The sequence below is a fragment of the Methylobacterium oryzae genome, from assembly GCF_021398735.1.
Taxonomy (GTDB): Bacteria; Pseudomonadota; Alphaproteobacteria; order Rhizobiales; family Beijerinckiaceae; genus Methylobacterium.
In genome coordinates this window covers 3,945,362-3,964,178 of the sequence record NZ_CP090349.1, presented here as the reverse complement: position 1 = coordinate 3,964,178, position 18,817 = coordinate 3,945,362, and the positions used below count along the sequence as shown (strand labels likewise).

The following is an 18,817-nucleotide window of genomic DNA, read 5'->3' as shown; positions in this document are numbered from 1 at the left end:
ACGGCGAGAATCTGACCGAATCCTTGCCGAACAGCCTTAACCGGGGGTTAAGACGCTCGCGCGGAGAGGCTCAGCGCGTCCCGAAGATCCTGCCCGTCGGTCAGGCGAAGGCCGCGGCGGCGCAGCGCGGCCAGCATCGCGCGGTCGGGGAACGGGCAGTAGGGCAGAACGGGCTCGGACCGCCCCTCCGGCAGGGTTCCGCTCCGGGTGACGTCCTCGAGCAACCGGTCGAGCATCCCGCGCCCGTGGGCGTGGAGCGCCACCGAGGCCCGGGTCGCGGTGGTACCCTCGGGCAGCGCCAGCGCCTCCTGGGCGAGGATCGCGCCGGTGTCGATCGCGGCGGCCAGCCGGTGCAGGGTCATGCCGAACTGCCCGGGCCCGTCGGCCAGCGCGTGGATCGTCGGCACCGGGCCCCGGTGGCGGGGCAGCAGGCCGGGATGCCCGTTGATCCCGCCGAGCCGCGCCAGCCCGATGGTCTCGGGCTTCAGGATCTGGTCGAAATGGTAGGTGAGGATCAGGTCCGGCGCCGCGTCCCGGAGGGCCCGCGCGACGTCGGGACCGTTGACGTCGTCGACCGTCAGGGTCGGGACGCCGAGGCGGCGGCACAGGGTCCTGAGCGGCGTCGCCTCCGGCGCGTCGCCGCTTCCCGACGCCGCTTGGGTCAGGGGTGCCAGGGGCCGCAGCAGGTCCGGCAGGCCGAAATTGACCGCGAGGTAGGGCAGAATCCCGGGGCCCGAGCGCGCGAGGTGCCGCCGGATCTGCCCAGTGAGGCCGCCGCTCGACGGCCGCTCGGCGTTGGAGAGCCCGACCAGCGCGATGTCGGCCCGGAGATCGGCGACGAGCCGGCGCACCGCGCGGGCGTTCGGCAGTGCCTCCAGAACGAACAGCGCGATCCGGGGTCGCGCCATCAGCGCCGCTTCCGGCGCTGGAAACGGAAGGCGTAGAGGCCGGCCTTGCGGACGTTCTCGGGCAGGAGCAGCACGGTGCGCGCGAGCGCCGTGAGGATGAACGGGAACGCGATCACGTCGCGGTTGGCCGCGATGCCCTTGGCGATCCGCACGGCCGCCTCCTCGGCGCTGATCTCGAGCGGCCGCCAACCCTTGAGCTCGCCGCCCATCGGCGTCTTCACGTAGCCCGGGGTGACGACGTTGACCTTCACGCCGCGGGGCGCGACCTTCTGGCGCAGGGCGAGACCGTGGGCGACGAGCGCGGCCTTGGCACCGCTATAGGCTGGCGCGTCCTGGAGCGGCGCGTAGGCCGCGAGCGACGACAGCAGCACGATCTGGCCGCGCCCGCGCTGGAGCATCAGCGTCAGGGCGGGCAGGATCACGTTGAGCGTGCCGGTGTAATTGATGTCGGCGGTCTCGAAGGCCACATCCTCGGCCTCCACCTGCCCTTCCTGGTTGCCGCCGTTCACCGCCGCGTTGGCGATGACGAGGTCGAGGGGGGCCTCGGCATCCGACCGGTGGACCAGCGCCACGGTGGCGGCCCGGTCGCGGGTGTCGAGGCGGGCGGTCTCGACGGCGGCGCCGCTGGCGCGGCAGTCCCGGGCGACCGCCTCCAGCCGCTCGGCGTTGCGGCCGACGAGGATGAGGCTCGCGCCGGTTTGCGCGTAATGGCGCGCCAGCGCGGCGCCGATGCCGCTCGACGCGCCGGTGATCAGAATGCGGGGCATGGGGCGGGTTACGCCGCCGCGCGGGGAAAGATCAAGGCCGGGAACGGCTCACCGGCGGTTAAACGCGCTTCAAAGGCCGCCGAATGGCGACGGCCCGGGAGCCGGGCGAGCCCGGTCAGTAGACCGGCGCGAGCTCGCCGTCGCGCTCGGCTGCCTCACTCACCGCCCGCGCCGCCGCCAGCATCGCGTCGGGGAGGGCGGCCTCCATCCGCGGTACCGAGCCGGCCACCGCGCGGTCGATCGCCTCCTTGGAGAAGAAGCCGCCGTTGACCTGGGTCCGGTGCAGGACCACGCGGCGGAAATCCGCCATCAGGTCCGTCTCCGGCGGCGTCGGATTCTTCCAGAAGCTGTCGAGGTCGCCCTGATGGGTCAGGCCGGCCATGTTGTAGATCGCGGTGCCGACCGCGTGGGTCGGGCAGCCCATCTCCAGGGACAGCATCCCCACCGTCGAGTTGACGATGACCACGCCGCGGGCGCCCTTGATCAGGGCCGGCAGGTCGCCGCCGTCGATGAAGTCGAGCCGGTCGCTGACGCCGTGGCGGCGGGCCGAGGCGCGGGCGAACTTGCGCCAGTTGATCAGGCCGCTGTCGAGCGGGTGCAGCTTCACCAGCAGCCGGGTCGGCGCCGACGAGCCGTCCGCGAAGGACTTGATCACCCGGTCCATGAAGCCCTCGACGCCGAGGAACGGCGAGTGGACCCGGATCTGGTAGTCGCTGTCGAGCTGCAGCGGCAGCAGGAAGTAGTCGCAGCCGACCGCGCGGTAGATCTCGTCGCAGCGCGCCGCCTCGCGGCGGGTATGCGCGCGGCGGGCGAACTTCTTGATCCAGCCCGCATACTCGGCCGCGATATGGGTCGGCCGGTGGCTGCGGAAATGGGGGAAGAGGTAGGGGAACAGGACGTTGGCGAGGTTGTAGCCGACGTCCCAGACGCTGCGCCGGGCCATGTCGCCCGTGGAGGGCATCGCCCGGCCGGGTTGCGGCAGGCGCCGCGCCAGGGCGCGGATCTCGGCGGCCGTCCGGGGGAGGGACGAGAAGCCGTTCACGCCGCCCAGCTCGCAGGTGATCCAGTTCGGGCGGATATAGCCCTCCTCGAACACGTGCACCCGCAGGCCGCGATACTCGGCGATCATGCGGGCCGCCTTGTGGAACGGCCGGCAATCGCCGAACAGCACGATGTCGGTCACGCCCTCGCGGTCGAGATAGGCGTCGAGATACTCGCCCCAGGTCTCGCGGCGACCGCGGTAATTCTCGGCCTCGCCGCTCCAGAACAGCCAGTCGCCGGGGCAGAGATTGATGCGCCGGACGGAGTGTCCCCGCGCGCGCAGCGCCTGTCCGAGATCGGAGAAGAACGGCGTCGCGATGCCCTGCAGGAAGAGGAAGGTCGCGGGGCGGTCGCGGAGGGCGTCGAGGGCGGGCTGTTGCATTCCGCGGCGCTTCTGTCCTTGACCCTGGGCCGGATGAACCGAACTGGCGAGAGACTCTTGAGGTGGCACGGTGCCCGGCGAGCCCGCAATCCGAAGCCATGCCGCGGCATGGCGTTTCCGCGCCGGCGTGGCCCGTCTGCAACGGTCCCGCGTCTGCGGCCTAGCCTCCGGAATAGGCGGGCAATCGCGGCGACGATATGTCCAAATCCTTTCCAGGACGTGGCGACGGCGACGCGCGCTCAGGTTGTCCCCGCGTTGCATCACCATCCCATGCCGGCGAAAATGCGCTACAGGCCTGTTCCGCACCTCACCCGACCGGAGCCGGACGCACCCACCATGCCCGCAGACCCGACCCCGTCGCTCTACGCGACCGGCCGCACGATCCGCCGCCTGAGGGCGGAGATCGAGGCCGCGACGGGCCTCGCCTTCGGTCCGGCGCGCCCCGGCGCCGTCGGCGCGACCTGGGGCGCGGGGAGCCTCGCCGGGCGCCTGCTGGCGCTGACGGGGCGGCGCCGGCTCGTGGTCGCGCCCGGGCCGCTCCTGAGCCCCTACGACTCGCCGGAGTCCGGCTTCGCATCCCTGCGGATCACCCTCGACGGGGCGCCTCTCGGCGGGGAGGGCGGCGTCCATTACCTCGACCCCTGGACCGGGGAGCCGATCGACCGCGCGACCTGCGCCGAGCGGGTGGCGTGGCTCGCCACGCGCTTTGCCGAGAACGACCGGCGGGTGGTCTATGTCGGGATGTCGCGCTGGAAGCGGCCCGCCCTCGACGTCCTGGGCGCGGGCCCCGCCGGACGGCCGATCCACACCATGACCACCGAGGCCGCGATCGCCGCGGGACAGCGCCACGGCGGCCGCCTCCTCGCCTGGGCGACGCGGGCGCCCGGTCAGCTCGAGGAAGCCTGCGCGCGGGCCGGCCTGCCGCTGGCCCGCGTGGAGGACGGGTTCCTGCGCTCCGTGGGGCTCGGCGCCAGCCTGCAGCCCGGCGCCTCCATCGTGGTGGACGACCTCGGCATCTACTACGACCCGCGCCGGGAGAGCCGCCTGCAGCGGCTGCTCGCCGAGGCCGACTTCACCCCGGACCTCGTCGCCCGGGCGCGGCGCCTGCGCGAGGAGGTCGTGGCGCGCCGGCTCAGCAAGTACAATGTCGGCCTCGACGCCGCCGCGCTCGACTGGCCGGCCGGCCAGCGGATCGTCCTCGTGCCCGGCCAGGTGGAGGACGACGCCTCGGTGCGCCACGGCTCGCCGCTGGTCCGCTCGAACCGGGCGCTGCTGGAGGCGGCGCGGCGGCGCAACCCGGACGCGTTCCTGCTCTACAAGCCGCATCCCGACGTGGAGGCCGGCTTCCGGCCCGGCATCATCCCGGAGGCGGAGGCCCTGACCCTGGCCGACCGGATCGTGGGCGGCATCAGCATCGTCGACCTCCTCGACCGGGTGCATCACGTCGAGACCATGACGTCCCTCGCCGGGTTCGAGGCCCTGATCCGCGGCCTCACCGTGGCGACCCACGGCCGGCCGTTCTACTCCGGCTGGGGCCTGTCGGAGGATCTCGCGCCGGGCGCCGACCGCGGCCGCCGGCTGAGCCTCGATGAGCTGGTGGCCGGCGCCATGATCCTCTACGCGCGCTACCTCGACCCGGTGGCGATGAAGCCGTGCACGCCGGAACAGCTCCTCGACCGCCTCAGCGCGGCCCGGGCGGCGGCGCCGCGCAACGCCCTCTCGCTCGGCCGGACGGCCCACCTAGTGATGCGTGCCCGCTACGGCCTCCTCAATCCCGTCGTGCGGGCCCTGCGCAGCCGGCGCGGCGTCGGCCGCGAGGCCGGCGGCGGACCGCGCTAGGGCGCGGCGCGCGGCGCGAATCCGGTTCCGCGAGACCCTGATGTGACACCAAAGCGATAGCGCGCGCTGCTAGAGTCCGCCCGCAACCGCCCGCCCCGGGACCGTTTCCGATCATTCCGGATCAGGAACGGCTCGCAAGCCCTTGCTCCCGCGCGCTGTTTCCTGCCGGACCGGATGCCGGCGGCGAGCAGGCCCGCCCCACGCTGAGTGCCCGTGTCTTGACGACGTTCCTCATCGCCACCGGTCTCGCGCTCGCCGTGTGCCTCGCCCTGGAGGTGTTCGCGGGCGACTCGATCACCCGGGCGAGCCTCGCGCCCCGGGATCTCGGCCTGCGGCTGCTCGGCTACCTGCTGATCCTGCTGTTCTGGTTCGAGTTCTCCTGGCGGCCCTGGCTCGCGGGGCTGACCTGCGTGATCACCGTGGCGATCCTGATCGTCGTCAGCCGCGCGAAGCGCTCGGTGATCGGCGAGCCGCTGCTGTTCAGCGATTTCGCCCTGCTGCCGCAAGTGCCGCGGCACCCGCAGCTCTACTACATCCCGCCCCTGTGGGACCCGCGCATCTCCGTGCCGGTCCTGCTCACCGCGGCGTTCACCGCCCTTTGGTACTGGATCGAGCCGAGCGTGCTGCCCGCCGCGACCGTGCCGCGGGTGCTGGCGATGCTCGGCCTCCCGCTCGCGCTCTGGCTGCTGGTCAAGGCCGCCCCGCGGCCGCCGCTCGCCCGGCTGATCGCCCGCTGGTTCCCCGAGCCCGACCTGGAGGCCGACGTGACCCGGGTCGGCCTCCCGGCGAGCCTCCTCGGCTACACCGCCCGCGCGATGGCGGGCGGCGTGCCGGTGCCCGCGGCGCCGGCGCTGCCGGAGGGCCCGGGCGACGATGTCGTCGTGGTGATCCAGCTCGAATCCTTCGTCGATCCGGAGCGGCTCGGCGGTGCGAAACTGCCGGCGATGGACCTGTTCCGAACCCGGGCCGCGCAGTACGGGCGCCTGCGGGTTCCGGCGCACGGTGCCTACACGATGCGCAGCGAGCACGCGGTGCTCACAGGCCGTCCGTCCGAGAGCCTCGGCTTCGGCCGCTACGACCCCTACACGTCGCGCAGCGGCGACGAGCCGACGAGCCTCGCCCGGCTCGCCGGGAGTCGGGGCTACGGGACCCTGTTCCTGCACCCGTTCCACCGCGACTTCTTCCGCCGGGCGCGGGTGATGGAGGCCTTCGGCTTCGCCGATCTCGTGATGGGCGAAGCGTTCGCGGAGGCGCCGCGCGTCGGGCCCTATGTCGGGGACGTCGCCCTCGGCGCGCGCCTCCTCGCGGAAGTCCGGGCCCGGCGCGCGCCGCTGTTCCTGTTCTGCGTGACCATGGAGAACCACGGCCCCTGGAAGCCCGGGCGGCTGCCGGGCATCGACGATCCGCAGGCGCAGTACCTCCATCACGTCGCCAATACCGGGCGGATGGTCGAGGATCTCGTCGCGGGCCTGGACGCCGTCGCCCGCGAGCGCGGCCAGACCATCACGCTCTGCGTGTTCGGCGACCACGCACCGTCGCTGCCGAGCTGCAAGCCGGGCTTCGGCGGGCGGACGACCGAGTACGCCCTGTTCCGCTTCGGCCGCCCGCAGGCGGTCCCGCGCCGCGCCGACGTCGCCGCCGACGAGCTCGGTCGGGCGCTCCGCGGGGCCCTCGCGACGGCACCTGCGGACATCGCCGCGGGGACATGATACGGTTAAGCTTGCGCGGCATAAGCGTGGCCGTGCCACGCTGGTGACGCATTGCCCGCGGATAGCGCGACCGTCCGCACGGCGGCCGCCGCACCGGCGCGGTCGTTAAAGCGATCGCAGCGTTTGGCGGTCAAACTGGGTATCCCGGCCCGGGCCAGCGATGGCGCGGGCTCGGCGAGGAGAAATCTTTGTGATGCTGCGTAAGACGGCGTGCACCGCCCTGATGGCCGCCCTCGCGGCTGGATCTGCCGGCGGCTGCACGTACATGCCCGCGGCGGGTCCGACGGCGAGCGCGATCCAGGCCGGGGCCGAGGTCGCCACGGCCGACGGCGGGATCCTTGCCCGCTACGAGATCATCGACGTCACGCCCTCCGTGGTCGAGGCCCTGCGCGGCCGCCCCCTCGACAGCCTGCTCGCCTCCTTCGGCGACCATCGCCCCTCCTCCGAGCCGGTGATCGGCATCGGCGACATGGTCTCGGTCTCCGTCTGGGAAGCCGGATCCGGCGGCCTGTTCTCCGGACCCCTCGTCGCCGACCGCTTCTCCGCCGGATCCAAGTCCGCCCTCATCCCCGAGCAGCCCGTCGGGCGCGACGGCGCCATCTCGGTGCCCTATGCCGGCCGCATCAAGGTCGCCGGCCGCCGCACCCAGGACGTGCAGGCGCTCATCGAGAACGAGCTCGCCGGCAAGGCCATCCAGCCCCAGGTGCTGGTCTCGGTCACCCGCCCGATCTCCCAGGCCGTCACCGTCACCGGCGAGGGCGCCGCCGGCGCCCGCCTGCCGCTCTCGGGCCACGGCGACCGCATCCTCGACGTCATCGCCGCCGCCGGCGGCAACCGCGCGCCGGTCAACGAGACCTTCGTGCGGCTCTCGCGCGGTCCGGTGACCGCGACCGTGCCGCTGACCACGGTGGTGTCGAACCCGCGTGAGAACATCTACCTGCGGCCCAACGACGTGCTGACGCTGGTGCGCGACCCGCAGACCTTCATCGCGGTGGGCGCGCTGGGCAACAGCACCGAGCTGCCGTTCCAGGCCGACGGCATCACGCTGGCGCAGGCGCTGGCCAAGGCGCGCGGCCTGTCGGACTTCGCCGCCGACCCGGCCGGGACGTTCATCTTCCGGTTCGAGCCGGCCAGCGTCGTGCGCCGGCTCAGCCCCGGCTCGAAGCTTCTGGGCACGCCTCTGGTGCCGGTGGTCTACCGGATCGACATGCGCGACCCCAACAGCCTGTTCGTGTCCCAGGCGTTCCGGATGCGTAACCGCGACCTGATCTACGTGTCGAACGCCCCCTTCACCGAGGTCCAGAAGGTCCTCACCGCCTTCAACGGCGTCACGGGCCCCGTCTCCTCGGCCGCCCTGGCCTATTCCTACGCCAAGTAAGGCGGCGCACCGCGACGTGGGCACCCACCCCACCGCGCGACGGATGCCGGGTTCGCGTCGCGCCGATCCGGCCGATGCGCGCGTCCGACCGAGACCGCGCAGACCGGTCGCCCGAATGCCGAAGGGGGCGCGGATGTGATCCGCGCCCCCTTCTTCGTAATGCTCTCGGGGAACCGGGGCTCCCGGCCCCGGCCGGGCTCAGACGCGCTTCGCCAGCAGTTGCTCGATCAGCGAGCCGCCCTTGTCGATGGCGGCGAGCTCCTCCGCCACCGCGTTCACGGTGTCGCGGATCTGGTCGGGGGTGTGCTCGGAGGTGAGGAAGAAGCGCAGGCGCGAGGCCCGCTCCGGCACGGCCGGGTGGATGATCGGCTGCACGTTGATGCCCCGGCGGAACAGCCGGTCCGACAGCGTCACCGCCTTCAGCGAGTCGCCGACGATGATCGGCACGACCGCGAGGCCGAGGCTGAAGCCGGTGTCGAGGCCGAGCTTCTTGGCGGTGGCCAGGAACAGGGTGCCGTTCTGGCGCAGGCGCTCGACCCGCTCCGGCTCGGCGTGCATCACGGCCAGCGCCGCCTCGGCGGCGGCGGCCAGCGGCGGCGACATGCCGACGCTGTACACGAAGCCGCCGGCCGTGTGCTTCAGGTACTCGATCAGCGCGATCGGGCCGCAGATGTAGCCGCCGCAGGTGGACAGCGTCTTCGACAGGGTGCCCATCCAGATGTCGACCTCGCGGGGGTCGACACCGCAATGCTCGAACAGGCCGGCGCCGGTGCGGCCGGTGACGCCGAGGCCGTGCGCCTCGTCGACCATCAGCCACGCGTCGTAGCGCTTCTTGAGGGCCACGAGCCCGGCGAGGTCCGGCGCGTCGCCGTCCATGCTGTAGAGGCCCTCGACCACGATCAGCGCCCGGCGATGCTCGTGGCGGGTCGACTGGAGCAGGGTCTCCAGGGCGTCGAGGTCGTTATGCGCGAAGGAGCGGCGCTGGGCGCCCGACAGCTGCGCGCCGGTGACGATGCTGTTGTGGGACAGCGCGTCGTGGAAGATCACGTCGCCGGCTTCCAGCAGGGCGCCGATGGTCGTGACATTGGTGGCGTGGCCGCTCACCATCACGATGCAGCCCTCGGACTGGTAGTGCTTGGCCAGCGCCTGCTCGAGGCTGATGTGCCCGGGCCGCTCGCCCGCCACCACGCGGCTCGCCGACGCGGAGGTGCCGTAGGCCTCGATCGCCTCCCGGGCGGCGTTGCTCACCCGCGGATGACCGTTCAGGCCGAGGTAATCGTAGGACGAGAAGTTGGTGAAGCTCTTCTGGTCGATCCGCGTCGTGGCCCCGGCCTTGGCGTCGTGGACGCGGAAGAACGGGTTGCCCAGACCGATCAGGTCGGCCGCCTGGCGCTGGAGCTTCAGCTCGCGGTAGCCCGGCAGGTTCTCGAAGTTCTGCGCCGCCGACTTGCCGGCGGGAGAGGCCGTCTTGACGGGGGCCGGGCGCGGCGTCGCGCGCCCGAGCCGGTTGGTCACGAAGCCGGCGAGCGCCGCGCGCCCGCCGTCAGGCCGTGCCGTGTCGGTCATGAGTTGGTCTCTTTGATCTCGCTGGACGTCTGCTCGATGAGTTCCTTGAGAGGCGCGAGGATCTGCGCATCGACCTCACCGCCGACATGCTTCGAGACGAGGCTCATCGCGACGCCGGCCGTCTCGTCCATGGGCGCGGAAACCGCCTGAATTAAGGACTCCGACAGCTCGTTGACGGTCATGCCCGACGAAAGTCCGGCGGGCGGCGCGTCGAGGGCGAAGCGCTCCTGCAGGCTGGCGCCGAGCTCGACGCCCATCAGCGAGTCGAGGCCGATCTCCGAGAGCTGGCGCACGCGGCTGATGTCGTCCTTCGGCAGCCGCAGGATGCGGGCGATGTCCTCGACGATCGCGTCCGACACGGTCTTGCGGACCGCGTCGAGGTCGCCGCCCTTGAGCAGCGACGCGATGTTGATCGCCTGGACGCCGCCGGCCTCGGCCTGCTGGTCCGAGCCGAGTTCGGCGTAGCTCGGCGAGCGCATGGTGGCGAGACGCTCGCGCGCCTTGCCCCAGTGCATCGCCGCGATGGCGATGACCGCCTCGTCGGGGGACGTGCCCTGGCTGCCCAGCGCCTCGGCCATCAGGTCGAGGCAGCGGCGGGCCTCCATCGGTGTGACGCCGACGCGGCCGGCGAGGCCTTCCATGACCGCCTTGTTGCGGGCGAGCATGCCGACATCGCCGATGGCGCCCCAGGCCACGGCCAGCGCGGGCAGGCCGCGGCGGCGGCGCTGGCGCGCGAGGCCCTCCATGAAGCCGTTGGCGGCCACGTAGGACCCCTGGCCCGGGTTGCCGATGAAGGTCGTCGCCGAGGAGAACAGGACGAAGTAGTCGAGGCTCCGGTCGCGGGTGGCGGCGTCCAGGTGCTGGGCGCCGATCACCTTGGGGCCGATCACCGCGTCGAGCGCCGCGGCGTCGATGTTGGAGATGAGGCCGTCCTGGAGCACCGCCGCGGCGTGCAGCACGCCCGCGAGTTTCCTGCCGCCCTGCTCGATCCCGGCGATGAGCCGGTCCACCGAGGCGCGGCTCGTGATGTCGACGGCCTTCGCCTCGACGGTCACGCCCCGCGCGGTGAGCTCCGCGACGATGGCCTTGGCCTCGTCGGTGGCCGCGCCCTTGCGGCCCGCGAGCACGAGGTGCTTGGCACCCCGGTCGATCAGCCAGCGCGCCGCCTCCAGACCGAAGCCGCCGAGGCCGCCGGTCAGCAGGTGGACGCCCTCGGCCGAGACCGTGAACGGCCGGGCCGTGTCCTTCATGATCGTGCCGGCCTTCGGCGGGCTGATCACGATCTTCCCGATATGGCCGGACTGCTGCATCAGCCGGAACGCGTCCGAGGTCTCGGCCGCCGTGAAGGGCTGGTACGGCAGGGGCTTGAGGCCGCCGTCGTTGAACAGGGCCATGACCTCGCGGAACATTCGCGCGCCGTCGTCGCCCTGGTGCTGGATCACCTGGTCGAGGTCGACGCCGAAGTAGCTGAGGTTCCGCCGGAACGGGCGCAGGCCGATATGGGTGTTGGCGACGTAGTCGCGCTTGCCCAGCTCGACGAAGCGGCCGAACGGCCGGAGGGCGTTGAGTGAGCGCTCCATCGCCTCGCCGAACAGGCTGTTCAGCACGATGTCGACGCCGTCGCCGGTGATCGCCCGGACCTCGTCCACGAAGGCCAGCGAGCGGGAATCGAGCACGTGCTCGGCGCCCAGCGCCTTCACGAGGGCCCGCTTCTCGCGGGAGCCGGCCGTGGCGATGACCCGGGCACCCTTCAGCTTGGCGATCTGCAGGGCCGCCAGACCGACGCCGCCCGCGCCGCCGTGGACCAGCACCCACTCGCCGCGCCGCATCCGGGCGCAGGAGACGAGGCCGTAATAGGCGGTGAGGAAGGCCACCGGCACGGTGGCGGCCGCCATCGGGTCGAGGCCGTGCGGCATCGGCGCAACGACGAGGTCCGGCACAACGATGTGAGTCGCAAAGCCCGACTGCGCGAAGGCGACGACCGGGTCACCGACCTTGAAGCCCTTCACGCCCGGGCCGACGGCGGTGACGCGGCCGGCACACTCGAGGCCGAGGCGGGGGCCGGCGAAGCCGTCCTCGAGGATCTCCTCGGGGAGCATCGAGAGCGCCCAGAGAACGTCGCGGAAGTTGAGGCCGGTGGCCTCGACCGCGATCTCCATCTCGCCCTTGCCGGGAGCGCGGCGCTCGGCCGGCCCCCAGACCATCTCGCTCAAGCCGCCGGTGTTGCTGCGCTCCAGGCGCGCGGCCTCGGCCGGGACGGCGTCGGCCGGATCCCGGTGCTGCGGCCGGCCGGCGTGGAAGCGCACGACCTGGGTCCGCTCGTCGTCCAGCACGATCTCGGTCTCCGGGGTGCCGGAGAGGATGAGGTCGCGCAGGCGCTCGGAGGCGCGCTTCGACGACATCTCGGGGGAGAGGTCGATGCGGCGGACGTCGAGGTTCGGGGCTTCGTTGGCGAGCGTGCGGGAGAAGGCCCACACGCCCGCCTCGATGTTGGTGGTCTGGCCGCCGCGGTCGCGGGTCGCGCCCGGGGCCACGACCCAGAGCTTGGTCTGGCGGGATCCCAGGTGCTCGGTGCAGCGCTTCAGGCTGAGGCAGCGGTCGCGCAGGCGCTCGGACGCCTCGCCGCCGCGGGTGAAGGCGCCGGCCAGGAACACCACCGTGTCGGGGGTCTCCTTCTCCAGCTCCATCAGGGAGGTCTCGGAGTCGAGGATGATCGAGACGTGCACGCCGCCCGCGACCAGCAGGGTCGCCAGGGAGGAGGCGGTCTCGGCCGCGAACTCGTCGTCCGAACCGATGATGAAGGCGAAGCTCTGCGCCGGGGCCGGACCCGGGCGCACCGGCGCCTCGGCCGTCAGCAGCAGGTCGTCGCCGTTGGCGGAGGCGGCCCGCTCGACCTCGACCTTGACCAGGCCGTGCGCGCTCAGGATGCGCTGCCAGCCCTCGATATCCTCGAGCCGGCCCACGGGCAGGCCGCCCGCGGCCTCCTCGAACCAGCCGGCCGTCAGGCCGAACACGAGGTCGCGGAACAGGGAGGCGCCCGGCTCCACGGCCACCAGCAGGCCGCCGGTGGCGAGCGCCCCGGCGAGCTGGCCCGGCAGGGCCCGGTCGCCGCGGTGCAGGCTGCCCGACGCCAGGATCAGGTCGAAGCTGCCGGGCGCGAGCTCCTCGGCGGTCTCGATCACGGCGGCGGCGCGACCGAGCGACAGGCGGGCGCGCTCGGCGAGCCGGCGGTCGGTCTCGAACACGGTGAGCCGGGCCTCGGCGGCGGCCGCGAAGGTCGCGGTCTGGGCCGAGAGCGGGCCGAAGCCGACCTGCAGGACGCGGAGCGCCCGCTCCTTGGGAAGCTGCGCGCGGCTGCGCTCGATCAGGTTGGCGACCACGTCGGCGCCGTGGCGCGCGGTGGCCGAGCGCAGCACGAAGGCGTCGATCGCCCCCTGCGGCAGGGACGGCGCGTCGGTGAGCGTGCCGGCGAGCAGCCGGTCGACCAGGGCGCCGACATCGGCGATCAGCACCAGCTCGGCCGAGAGGTCCGGATGGTCGCCGGCGATCCAGCGCATGATCTCGTCGGGCGCCGGCAGGGCGGAGCCGTCGCCGAGCGTCCAGTTCTGGCCGGCGCGCTCGGCGAGGCCGCTGCTCTCCAGGGCGTAGAGCGCGTTCAGCAGCCAGGGGCGCAGGGCCTCCGGCACGCGGCTGTCGGTGACCGAGACGGTGGCGCCCTGCGCCAGCCCGGAGGCGAGGCGGTAGGCGAGCGAGGTCGCCCAGCCCTCCAGCAGGAGGTGGCCCGGCGACAGGGCGGCGTCGGACGGCCCCTTCGACTCGGCGGCGAGCGGGCGCAGACGCGCGGCCACGCTCGGGCGGCGCTCCATCGGGATCGCGGTCGGCTCGGTGGCGAGCTCCGGCACCTGCGAGATCGCGAAGGTCGAGAGGTCGCCGCCGCTCTTGGCGCGCAGGGCCTGGAACCGGCCCTCGCGGATCGTGGCGATGACCGCGCCCTCGGCGTCGAGGAGCGTGAAGTCGGCCAGGATTGAGCGCTCGTTGCAGCGGCGGGTGCGGATGATCGAGCGGGCGATCACCGCGCCGGGGCGCAGCATCCGGACCTCGCCGAAGCGCACCGGGATGTAGGCCTTGCCGCCGTTCTCGCCGAGCAGGTCGGCGAACAGCAGGATCAGCCCGTGGAAGCAGGCGTCGAGCCGGTTCGGCACCAGGCCGTAGCGGGTGTCGGGCTCGGCCGGCAGCAGGTCGGAGACGATCGTGGCGTCGTCGAGCCGCGCGCTCATCGCCACCTGCTGGAAGCTCGGGCCGAAGCCGAGCCCGGAGGCGAGGGCCTTGGCGTAGAGCGCGTCGCCGGTGAGGACGTGGTCGCCCGCGGTCTCGAAGCTGAAGCCGTCGAGATCCGGTGTCTTCGGGGCCGAGAAGGTGCCCTCGACGATCTTTGCCTGGGCATGCAGCTGCCAGGGGGTCTGGGTCAGGCGGGGCCGGCTCAGCACCTGGATGCCGTTGCCGGAGCCCGACAGGCGCACCGCGACCTCGCGCAGGGCGTCCTCGGCGAACACCATCGGCGCCACGATCTCGAAGTCGGCCAGCACGACCTCGTCGTCGCGCAGGGCCTCGCGAACGCAGGCCAGGGCCATCTCGACGAAGCCGGCGCCCGGCATGATCACCTGGCCGTCGACCTTGTGATCCTCCAGTTCCGGCACGGTCACCGGGTCGACGAAGCCGTTCCACTCCAGCCCGTCGAAGGTCGTGCGCGACCCGATCAGCGGGTGATAGGGGCGGGGGCTCATCGCGCCGACGCCCTCGGTGGTGTCGGCGAGGCGGAACGGGCGGCGCTGCCACGGGTAGGAGGGCAGGCGGACGTCGCCCTTCGGGGCGTCGCCGAACAGCAGCGTCTCGTCGACCTGCGCGCCCTGGACGAGGGCGGCGCTGACCGCCTTGGCGATCGGGTCGCCGCCGGAAGCCTTGCGGTGCATCACGCCGACCGTGGCGGTCTCGATGCCCAGCGGCTCGACCGCGTCACCGACGTGCGACATCAGGGTCGCGCGCGGGCCGACCTCCACGAACACGCGGGCGCCGCGGCGGGTGGCGTCCTGCACGGCCTCGCAGAAGCGCACGGGCTCGCGGATGTTGCGCCACCAGTAGCCGGCGCCGAAATTCTCGCCGCCCAGCACCGAGCCGGTCACGGTCGAGACCATCGCGGTGGCGCCGGTCCGCGACTTGAGGCCCGCGAGGTCGCGCAGCAGCGGCTTCTCGGTCGGGTCCATCAGCCGTCCGTGGAAGGCGTAGGCGAGGTCGAGCTTGCGGCCGCGGCGGCGCTTGCGCGACAGGGCCTTGATGGCGGCGTCGATGTCGGCCACCGGCCCGGCGACCGTGACGGCTTTGGGGCTGTTGTAGGCGGCGATGTCGAGGGTCGGGTAATCCTTGAGGAAGGTCTCGACCTCCTCGGCCGGCATCAGCAGCACCGCCATGGTGCCCTGGCCGTGCGTCGTCTCCTGGTGGTGGCTGCGGTAGTAGATGACCCGGACCGCGTCCTCCAGGCTGAGGATCCCGGCGGCCTCGGCGGCCGCGATCTCGCCCACGGAGTGGCCGAGGACGTAGGACGGGATCAGGCCCTTCGCCTTGAGCGCGGCCGTCGAGGCGCTCTCGATGGCGAAGATCAGCGGCTGCGAGACGCTGGTCAGCGCGAGGCGCTCGTCGAGGTCGTCGGCGTAGAGCGCGTCCTTCAGCGACCAGTCCGAGTAGGCCCGGAACAGGGTGTCGATCCGGTCGAAGGTCGCGCGGAAGGTCGCGTTCTCCTCGTAGGCCTCGCGGCCCATCCCGGCCCACTGGCTGCCGTTGCCGGAATAGATGAAGGCCACCTCGGCGACGCGGTCGACCGCGGTGCCGGTGAAGGCGTCCTGCGTGTCCTCACCTTCGCCGACGGCGCGGAGCGCGGCGGCGACGTCGGTCTTGCCGTCCAGGGCGACGGCGAGGCGGGCGGGCATGCGCTCGCGGCGGTGCGCCACCGCGGCCGCCACCGTCGCGGCCTGCTCGGGGGCGGCCTCGAGGCGCTCGGCGTAGTCGAGGGCGAGCTCGTTCAGCGCCGCCCGGCTCTGGGCCGAGAGCAGCAGCACCTGGGCCTGGGGCTCCGCGGTCGCCGCCGCGGGCTTCGCCCAGGCCGGGGCGTCGGTGATGACGACGTGGGCGTTGGTGCCGCCGAAGCCGAAGGAGTTGACGCCGGCGAAGCGCTCGCGCGAACCGCGGCCGATCTTCAGCGGCGCGCGCACGACGTCCAGGTTCAGCTCACCGAACGGGATCTCGGGATTGAGCTCGGCCGCGTGCAGCGACGGCGGGACGAGATCGTGCTCGAGCGCCAGAGTCGCCTTCATCAGGCCGGCGAGGCCGGAGACCGGCTCGGTGTGGCCGATATTGGTCTTGATCGAGCCGATCGGCAGCGGCGCCTGCCGGCCGCGGCCGAGCTTCGAGCCGATGGCCGAGGCCTCGATCGGGTCGCCCACCGGCGTGCCGGTGCCGTGCGCCTCCATGAAGGCGAGGTCGTCGAGGCGGATCTCGGCCTCGCGGTAGACCTTCTCCAGCAGGGCGCCCTGGGCGTAGCCCGAGGGGAGGGAGATGCCGGTGGTCCGGCCGTCGGAGTTGATGCCGGAGGCGGCGACGACCGCGCGCACGGTAGCGCCGTTGCGCCGCGCGGCCTCGGCCGACTGCAGCACGAACACCACGCCGCCCTCGGAGCGCACGTAGCCGTCGGCATTCTTGGAGAAGGCCTGGCACAGGCCGGTCCGCGAGAGCATCTGCGCGGTGGAGAAGCAGATGAAGTTGAACGGGCTCGCCAGCACGTTCACGCCGGCGACGACCGCGGTGTCCACGCGGCCCGACCGGATCGCCTGCACGGCGTTGTCGAAGGCGACGAGCGAGGACGAGCAGGCCGTGTCGACCGTAAAGCTCGGGCCCTTGAGGTCGAAGATGTAGGAGATGCGGTTCGAGATGATCGAGAGCGTGTTGCCGGTCGCCGCGTAAGCGTCGCCCGACGGCGCGTCGAGGATGCGCAGGTTGCCGTAATCGAGGGACGAGGCGCCGACGAACACGCCGATATTGCTGCCGGCCACGCTCGACGGGCGCAGGCCCGCGTCCTCGAGGGCTTCCCAGGTCAGCTCGAGCAGCATCCGCTGCTGCGGATCCATCTGCTCGGCCTCGCGGGGCGAGATGCCGAAGACCGACGGGTCGAACGACCAGACGTCGTCGATGACACCGGCCGCCCAGGTGTAGCTCTTGCCGCGCTCATGGGCGCGCGGATGGGCGAACCGCTCCAGGGAGAACCGGTCGGCCGGCACCTTGCTGACGGCGCAGCGCCCTTCGGACAGGAGTGACCAAAGCCCATCCACGCTGGGGGCCCCGGGCAGTCGGCATGCGCGTCCGACGATCGCAATGTCTGTACGTTGTGTCACGTTCGGTTCGCACACGCTCGTTATCGGAAGTCGGCTCGGCTCTCGACGAGTGAGTACCCTCTCACCCCTTACTGTGGCACCATTGCGGTGTCCAACCAGCCCTAACGCGAGGTCATCCCCGCGTGGCAAAATTGCCAGAGGCTGTGACATGTATTCATCAGAAGCTTATCCAATTCCTACGGTCAAAACGCCAAGTTTGAACCGCCGGACCGGCTGCCGAGACGCGGGCTCGATCACGAGAAAGCCACAGTTGCGCCTCCGCGGACGCCGCCCGTCTAGCGGCATCGATGCCGATTCCGGAAGAAATCTTCGCGATGTCGCGCAGGTCCCGCACAGGAATCCGGGCTCGAAGGCCGGCGCAGTGATGATCAAGACCCGATCCGGGCGACGCTCTCCTTGGTTCGTCCGACGCCGCAATAGGTGAAACCGTGGCGCGCGGCGCTCGCGGGGTCGTAGATGTTGCGCAGGTCAATCAGCACGGGAGCCGCCTCACCGGACGACATGGCCTGACGCAGCCGGTCGAGGTCGAGGGCCCGGAACGCGTTCCACTCGGTGACGATCACCACCGCGTCGGCGCCCTCGGCGCAGGCGTAGGCGTTCTCGGCGTAATCCACAGCCGGCATCAGGATCCGAGCCTGCTCCATGCCCTCGGGATCGTAGGCGCGGATTACGGCGCCGGCGTCCTGCAGACCCGCCACGATCGCCAGCGCGGGCGCGTCGCGCATGTCGTCGGTGTTCGGCTTGAAGGTCAGGCCGAGGAGGGCGATCGTCTTGCCCCGCACCGACCCGCCGCAGGCCTTGATCACCTTGCGCGCCATCGCGCGCTTGCGCTGGTCGTTGACCGCAACCACCGTCTCGACCAGCCGCAGCGGCGTGCCCGCGTCCTGCGCGGTCTTGACCAGGGCCAGCGTGTCCTTGGGGAAGCACGAGCCGCCGTAGCCCGGCCCGGCATGCAGGAACTTCGGACCGATCCGGTTGTCCAGGCCGATGCCGCGCGCCACCGCCTGCACGTCCGCGCCCACCGCCTCGCACAGGTCCGCCACCTCGTTGATGAACGTGATCTTCGCCGCGAGGAACGCGTTCGCCGCGTACTTGGTCAGCTCGGCCGTCCGGCGCGAGGTGACCATGATCGGCGCCTGGTTGAGGTAGAGCGGCCGGTAGACCTCGCGCATCACAGCCTCGGCCCGGGCCTCCTCGGCGCCGACGACGATGCGGTCGGGGCGCTTGAAGTCGGCGATGGCCGCGCCCTCGCGCAGGAACTCGGGATTCGAGGCGACCGCGAACTGCGCCTCGGGATTGGTCTCGCGGATGATGCGCTCGACCTCGTCGCCCGTGCCCACCGGAACGGTCGACTTGGTCACAACCACGGTAAAGCCGGACAGGGACCCGGCGATCTCCCGGGCGGCATCGAACACGTAGCTCAGGTCGGCGAAGCCGTCGCCGCGGCGGGAGGGCGTGCCCACCGCGATGAAGACCGCGTCCGCCTCGGCCACGGCGTCCCGCATGGTCGCGCGGAAGGCGAGCCGGCCCTGGCGGACGTTCTCGGCGACCAGGACGTCGAGGCCCGGCTCGTAGATCGGCATGCGGCCGGCGTTCAGGCTGGCGATCTTGTCGGGGTCCCGGTCGATGCACACGACCGTGTGGCCGAAATCGGCCAGGCAGGCGCCGGAGACCAGGCCGACATATCCGGCCCCAATCATCGCAATCCGCATCGGGCCCTCCCGGCAGCTCGCCCTCGGCTTGCTGCGATGCAACATGATCCGGGCCGCGTGAGGATGCAACCCGGGC

Annotated in this window: 9 protein-coding genes; 3 read left to right on the top strand and 6 right to left on the bottom strand. The window is 72.2% G+C overall.

The window, feature by feature from the left end; all coding sequences use genetic code 11:
- Positions 1 to 47 precede the first annotated feature (47 nt).
- The 3 genes from LXM90_RS18880 to LXM90_RS18870 all read right to left on the bottom strand — a co-directional run bounded on the left by LXM90_RS18880 (position 48) and on the right by LXM90_RS18870 (position 3,098).
- Positions 48 to 908, bottom strand: coding sequence for a formyltransferase family protein (locus LXM90_RS18880; RefSeq protein WP_020093748.1), 861 nt, complete (start codon positions 906 to 908; stop codon positions 48 to 50).
- Positions 908 to 1,675 carry an SDR family NAD(P)-dependent oxidoreductase gene (locus LXM90_RS18875; protein ID WP_020093749.1) on the bottom strand — a complete coding sequence of 256 codons (768 nt, stop codon included), beginning with the start codon at positions 1,673 to 1,675 and terminating at the stop codon, positions 908 to 910. Before LXM90_RS18875 ends, LXM90_RS18880 begins: the two co-directional genes overlap by 1 nt.
- A gap of 115 nt (positions 1,676 to 1,790) precedes the next feature.
- The gene (locus LXM90_RS18870; RefSeq protein WP_020093750.1) at positions 1,791 to 3,098 is read right to left on the bottom strand and encodes a capsule biosynthesis protein; all 1,308 of its coding nucleotides are present in this window, start codon (positions 3,096 to 3,098) and stop codon (positions 1,791 to 1,793) included.
- 336 nt (positions 3,099 to 3,434) lie between these two features.
- Here LXM90_RS18870 and LXM90_RS18865 point away from each other — a divergent pair, with 336 nt between their 5' ends.
- The 3 genes from LXM90_RS18865 to LXM90_RS18855 all read left to right on the top strand — a co-directional run bounded on the left by LXM90_RS18865 (position 3,435) and on the right by LXM90_RS18855 (position 8,024).
- Positions 3,435 to 4,937 (top strand): capsular polysaccharide biosynthesis protein, encoded by a 1,503-nt coding sequence (locus LXM90_RS18865; protein ID WP_020093751.1) that lies wholly within the window; start codon positions 3,435 to 3,437, stop codon positions 4,935 to 4,937.
- 218 nt (positions 4,938 to 5,155) lie between these two features.
- Complete coding sequence (locus LXM90_RS18860; RefSeq protein WP_234081001.1) at positions 5,156 to 6,646, top strand: LTA synthase family protein; 1,491 nt, start codon at positions 5,156 to 5,158, stop codon at positions 6,644 to 6,646.
- A 193-nt stretch (positions 6,647 to 6,839) separates the two neighbouring features.
- On the top strand, positions 6,840 to 8,024 hold the full coding sequence (locus LXM90_RS18855; RefSeq protein WP_234081000.1) for a polysaccharide biosynthesis/export family protein: 1,185 nt from the start codon (positions 6,840 to 6,842) through the stop codon (positions 8,022 to 8,024).
- Positions 8,025 to 8,222: 198 nt separating this feature from the next.
- Here LXM90_RS18855 and LXM90_RS18850 read toward each other — a convergent pair whose 3' ends face one another.
- From LXM90_RS18850 to LXM90_RS18840, 3 genes are all read right to left on the bottom strand, one after another.
- The gene (locus tag LXM90_RS18850) at positions 8,223 to 9,590 is read right to left on the bottom strand and encodes an aminotransferase class I/II-fold pyridoxal phosphate-dependent enzyme (RefSeq protein ID WP_012317954.1); all 1,368 of its coding nucleotides are present in this window, start codon (positions 9,588 to 9,590) and stop codon (positions 8,223 to 8,225) included.
- Positions 9,587 to 17,029, bottom strand: a complete 7,443-nt coding sequence (locus LXM90_RS18845; RefSeq protein WP_026605264.1) for a type I polyketide synthase — start codon at positions 17,027 to 17,029, stop codon at positions 9,587 to 9,589. Before LXM90_RS18845 ends, LXM90_RS18850 begins: the two co-directional genes overlap by 4 nt.
- Positions 17,030 to 17,397: 368 nt before the next feature.
- Positions 17,398 to 18,741 carry a UDP-glucose dehydrogenase family protein gene (locus tag LXM90_RS18840; RefSeq protein ID WP_026605265.1) on the bottom strand — a complete coding sequence of 448 codons (1,344 nt, stop codon included), beginning with the start codon at positions 18,739 to 18,741 and terminating at the stop codon, positions 17,398 to 17,400.
- Between the last annotated feature and the right edge of the window lie 76 nt (positions 18,742 to 18,817).